The 4351-nt window shown below is 35.7% G+C and carries 4 protein-coding genes; 3 read left to right on the top strand and 1 reads right to left on the bottom strand.

The window, feature by feature from the left end:
- Positions 1–592: 592 nt before the first annotated feature.
- From tnpB to bsh, 3 genes are all read left to right on the top strand, one after another.
- On the top strand, positions 593–1714 hold the full coding sequence (gene tnpB, locus FYJ25_RS14140) for an IS200/IS605 family element RNA-guided endonuclease TnpB (protein WP_154581578.1): 1122 nt from the start codon (positions 593–595) through the stop codon (positions 1712–1714).
- A 137-nt stretch (positions 1715–1851) separates the two neighbouring features.
- A complete protein-coding gene (locus FYJ25_RS14135) occupies positions 1852–2403 on the top strand; it encodes a hypothetical protein (RefSeq protein WP_205677401.1) in 552 nt (183 codons plus the stop codon).
- Positions 2404–2598: 195 nt separating this feature from the next.
- Positions 2599–3573, top strand: coding sequence for a choloylglycine hydrolase (bsh, locus tag FYJ25_RS14130; RefSeq protein WP_096240835.1), 975 nt, complete (start codon positions 2599–2601; stop codon positions 3571–3573).
- A 165-nt stretch (positions 3574–3738) separates the two neighbouring features.
- On the opposite strand, the gene FYJ25_RS14125 is transcribed toward bsh, so the two are convergent.
- Positions 3739–4035 carry a hypothetical protein gene (locus FYJ25_RS14125; protein ID WP_096240834.1) on the bottom strand — a complete coding sequence of 99 codons (297 nt, stop codon included), beginning with the start codon at positions 4033–4035 and terminating at the stop codon, positions 3739–3741.
- Between the last annotated feature and the right edge of the window lie 316 nt (positions 4036–4351).

The raw sequence follows: 4351 nt of genomic DNA, 5'->3' as shown, positions 1-4351 counted from the left end.
TGTGACTATATGTCTCCAAATGATTATGAAGAACTGTATCGTAGAATCCAGAAAGACGAATTGCTGATGGCAAGTTAAGATGAGGAAAACCTCATTTTAACTTGTACTAAATCTTGACATAGGACCACACCCATGTTGTCAAAAGGTAGTCAAATGTAGTCAAAACTCAATCGAAGAAATGCTTATTTTACGGGGATTGTGAGGAGTTCCCACAGGGTTCGATTCTCTCATCTCCTGTACTTTAGGAGCTTGAAAACCTTTAAAATTAAGGTGTTCAAGTTCTTTTATTTTGCCTGCAAAAGGGCAGTTAGAACATTTCTTAGGATAAAAGTTTATGGTATACTTAGTTCAACAAATCGAGATTTTTATCCTTTTACAGTAAGAAGACTCCGACCTCTAAGGTGGGAGATGAATTGCGTCTCTTACCTACTTGATAGAGCGTTCTAATCATAGTATAATATCTTTAGTCAAATAATAAAAATTAAAATACAATAAATTTAGATAATAACGCACATTTAGTACTCTTACTATACTAGCATCTTGCGCTTGTGTTCAAGTATCGCAGGTGGATTTTCGAGGAAAAGGAAGTGGCATGGTGGCAAACAGAGCATATAAATTCAGAATATATCCCAATGATGAACAGAAAATTTTGTTTGCTAAGACTTTTGGCTGTGTGAGAATGGTATACAATCATTGGCTTGATAGAAAGATCCGGCAGTATGAGGAGAACAAGACCAACGTAACATATACCATTTGTGCAAAAGAAATGGCTGCAATGAAGAAAATGGAAGAATACAGATTTTTAAAGGAAGCAGATAGTATCGCATTACAACAATCACTCAGGCATCTTGATACGGCATTTCAGAACTTTTTCAAACAGCCGAAAACAGGTTTCCCAAGGTTCAAATCAAAAAAGCGGAATAAAAACAGCTATTCTACGGTCTGCATCAATGGGAACATAACTCTATCTAATGGATATTTGAAATTACCTAAGATTGGACAAGTCCGCTTAAAACAGCACAGGTCTGTTCCAAGTGAATATAGACTAAAATCTGTAACCGTAAGTCAGACACCAAGCGGAAAATACTATGCAAGTATCCTTTTTGAGTATGAAGACCAAGTACAGGAAAAGGAGTTGCAAAAGTTTTTAGGTCTGGATTTTTCCATGCATGAATTATATCGTGACAGCAACGGTAAGGAGCCTGCCTATCCGGGGTATTACAGGAATGCGGAGAAAAAATTAGCGAGAGAACAACGTAAGCTTTCCAAAATGCAGAAAGGTTCAAACAATCGCAATAAGCAGAGGCTTAAGGTAGCAAAACTTCACGAAAAGGTTTCCAATCAACGAAAAGACTTTCTGCATAAGCAGTCAAGACAGATAACCAATGCTTATGATTGCGTATGTATAGAAGATTTGGATATGAAAGCGATGTCGCGGTCACTGAATTTTGGGAAATCTGTTTCGGATAACGGCTGGGGAATGTTCACAACATTTTTGAGATACAAACTGGAGGAGCAGGGTAAGAAGCTTGTGAAGGTGGGTAGATTTTTTGCAAGCAGCCAGACCTGTTCTATTTGTGGTTACAAGAATGTTAAAACGAAAAATCTTGCGTTAAGAGAGTGGGATTGTCCGCAGTGTGGAACCCATCACGACAGAGATGTAAATGCGGCGATAAATATCAGAAATGAGGGAATGCGGCTGGTAATTGCATGACCTTAGAGAACAAATACAACCGTGGGACACACGGGGATAGCTCGCTTATGCTTAGCACGGTAGTGTTATCGAACGAGAACCAAACTTGCCGAGGATGGGAAGCCCACACATCTACAGATGGGGGAGGATGTCACGATATGATTGAATGGTCAAAAAAAGGTGGGTATCAAGGTTCAACTATTTCTTTTTATGATTACAATAATGGTAAAGTTTATGAACCATTTCAAAAACAAAGAAATGTGTTATATGGAACTCCTATTTGTTTAAAGAAATCTTTTTGGTTTTTACAGGGAGATTATAATAGTGGGAAAATTACTCTTTTCAAATATTATCCAGATCAAATCCCAGAGATGATTACACAACTTAATATAGAAGATGTGGATCTTTATAATCTACGTATTATTGGAGAGGATGTTTACATTGTAAGTGAGGATGAGGAATTTGTCAGCTATTATCCGGAAAGTTTTAGATTTTCCAAGGGTGTTAATGAAAGTGTAAGTATGATAGCAGACCAAAAAGTATATCTTTCTGCCTGGGTAGAAGAAGGCTGGGACGATGAAAATGATTGTGAAACCGAAGAATATAACTATTATGAAAAAGTAGTAGAGAGAGACTTTAAAGGGAATTTATTATCAGAGAAGCTTGGTTCTTTACAGCAACACTCAGATGGAACATGGTGGATAGCATGAAAATTGGCGCATAGAAATATCCCTGATAAAAATTAAAATTAGCGACAATAATAAAAGTTAAAAGGTCAGAAAAGAAATAATTAAACAAGATAATTTTATCAATTTTATAAATAATATCTTTAACAAGCCAAGTACAGAAATTCACTACTTTTAGGTGGTAGGGAGTTGGCATCAGTAGAAGGAGGAGCAAAATTTATGTGTACAGCAGCAACATACAAAACGCAGGATTTTTATTTTGGCAGGACATTAGATTATGAATTCTCATATGGAGATGAGATAACTATAACACCACGAAATTATCCGTTTTATTTCAGACATATGGGAGAAGTAATATCCCATTATGCAATAATTGGAATGGCACATGTAGCTGGAGATTATCCATTATATTATGACGCAGTTAATGAGAAAGGACTTGCAATGGCAGGCCTTAACTTTGTAGGAAATGCAGTCTATCAAGAAGCAGAAGAAGGCAGAGAAAATGTTGCACAGTTCGAATTTATTCCATGGATTTTAAGTAAGTGCGCATCTGTAAAAGAAACAAGAGAAGTTTTAAATAAAATCAATCTTGTAGGTACCCCTTTTAGTGAACAACTTCCATCTGCACAGCTTCACTGGATCATTGCCGATGAAAATGAGGCAATCACTGTAGAATGTATGAAAGATGGTATGCATATTTATGATAATCCAGTAGGAGTTCTTACAAATAACCCTCCATTTGAACAGCAAATGTTCCAGTTAAATAATTATGTAGGCCTCTCCCCAAAACAGCCGGAAAATCGTTTCTCTGATAAACTAAACTTTAATGCATATAGTAGAGGAATGGGTGCATTAGGGCTTCCAGGAGATTTATCTTCAGCTTCCCGTTTTGCAAAAGTAGCTTTCACTAAAATGAATTCATTCTCTGGAACATCTGAAAAAGAAAGTGTCAGTCAGTTTTTTCATATTCTTGGATCAGTAGATCAGCAGAGAGGCTGCTGTGAAGTTGCCGATGGAAAGTTCGAAATTACACTCTACACATCCTGCTGTAATACAAATAAGGGAATTTATTATTATACAACTTATGAAAATCATCAGATATCTGCAGTAGATATGTTTGGAGAAAATCTTAATGAAAAAGAATTGATAAAATATCCGCTTATCAAAGGAGAGCAGATTTACTGGCAAAATTAAATCTTTGTTACTTTTAGACTTTAATTCCATGGAAAGCCATAACATTCTGGAGAATTCCCATTCTTACCAGCTGTGGATTTAGATTAGACAGAAAAAAGAAAAAATGCCTTATCCCAGATGCGGCATTTTTTCTTTTTTCGTCTACAACAAATCTACAAATAAAGATTATTCTGGGACGAATTCAGCAATCTGGTCGAGCATATTTATTTTTATTTTTCCCTTTTTTCCATCTACTTTTGCAAATGGGATTACTTCATATTTTGCCTTTTCCATGCACTTACCAGGGTCGTCTGCCGGTTCTTCGTTGAGAAAGATTTTTTCAGCTCCACCACTTAACTGGCGCTTAATATTTTTTACCATGAGACGGTCATAACGCTCACAGGCTTTTTCTGCTTTTTTCTGGTTTTCAGGGTCTGAGAAATATTTTTTTGTCCATTCTTCTAAGTTTGCAATTTCAATCATCTTGTACACTTCTCCTTTGATTTTTATGTCTGATTATCTTTTATTATAAGATAAATTTTACAGACAATATAGGAATAATACCATTTATTTATAGAAATATTACAGATTCTATTGTGAATCATGGAAAGACAAAAAATCAGTGTCATATTTCCCTGTTTTATGAAAGGATTATCCAAGAGTGAACAAAGATGGTTTGCTATAATGAGAATAATTATTGATATTGTAGAAAACTGTGCTGGAATGTTTTTTAACATACTCTGGAGCAGGAGTACTGCGAATTGGGATAATTGCGATGAATAGGAAAACTTGTTAGGAA

The sequence above is a fragment of the Anaerobutyricum soehngenii genome (assembly GCF_009697165.1).
GTDB classification, from domain to species: Bacteria; Bacillota; Clostridia; order Lachnospirales; family Lachnospiraceae; genus Anaerobutyricum; species Anaerobutyricum soehngenii.
The sequence above is the reverse complement of the archived record's forward strand: the minus strand, read 5'-3'. Positions and strand labels throughout refer to the sequence as shown.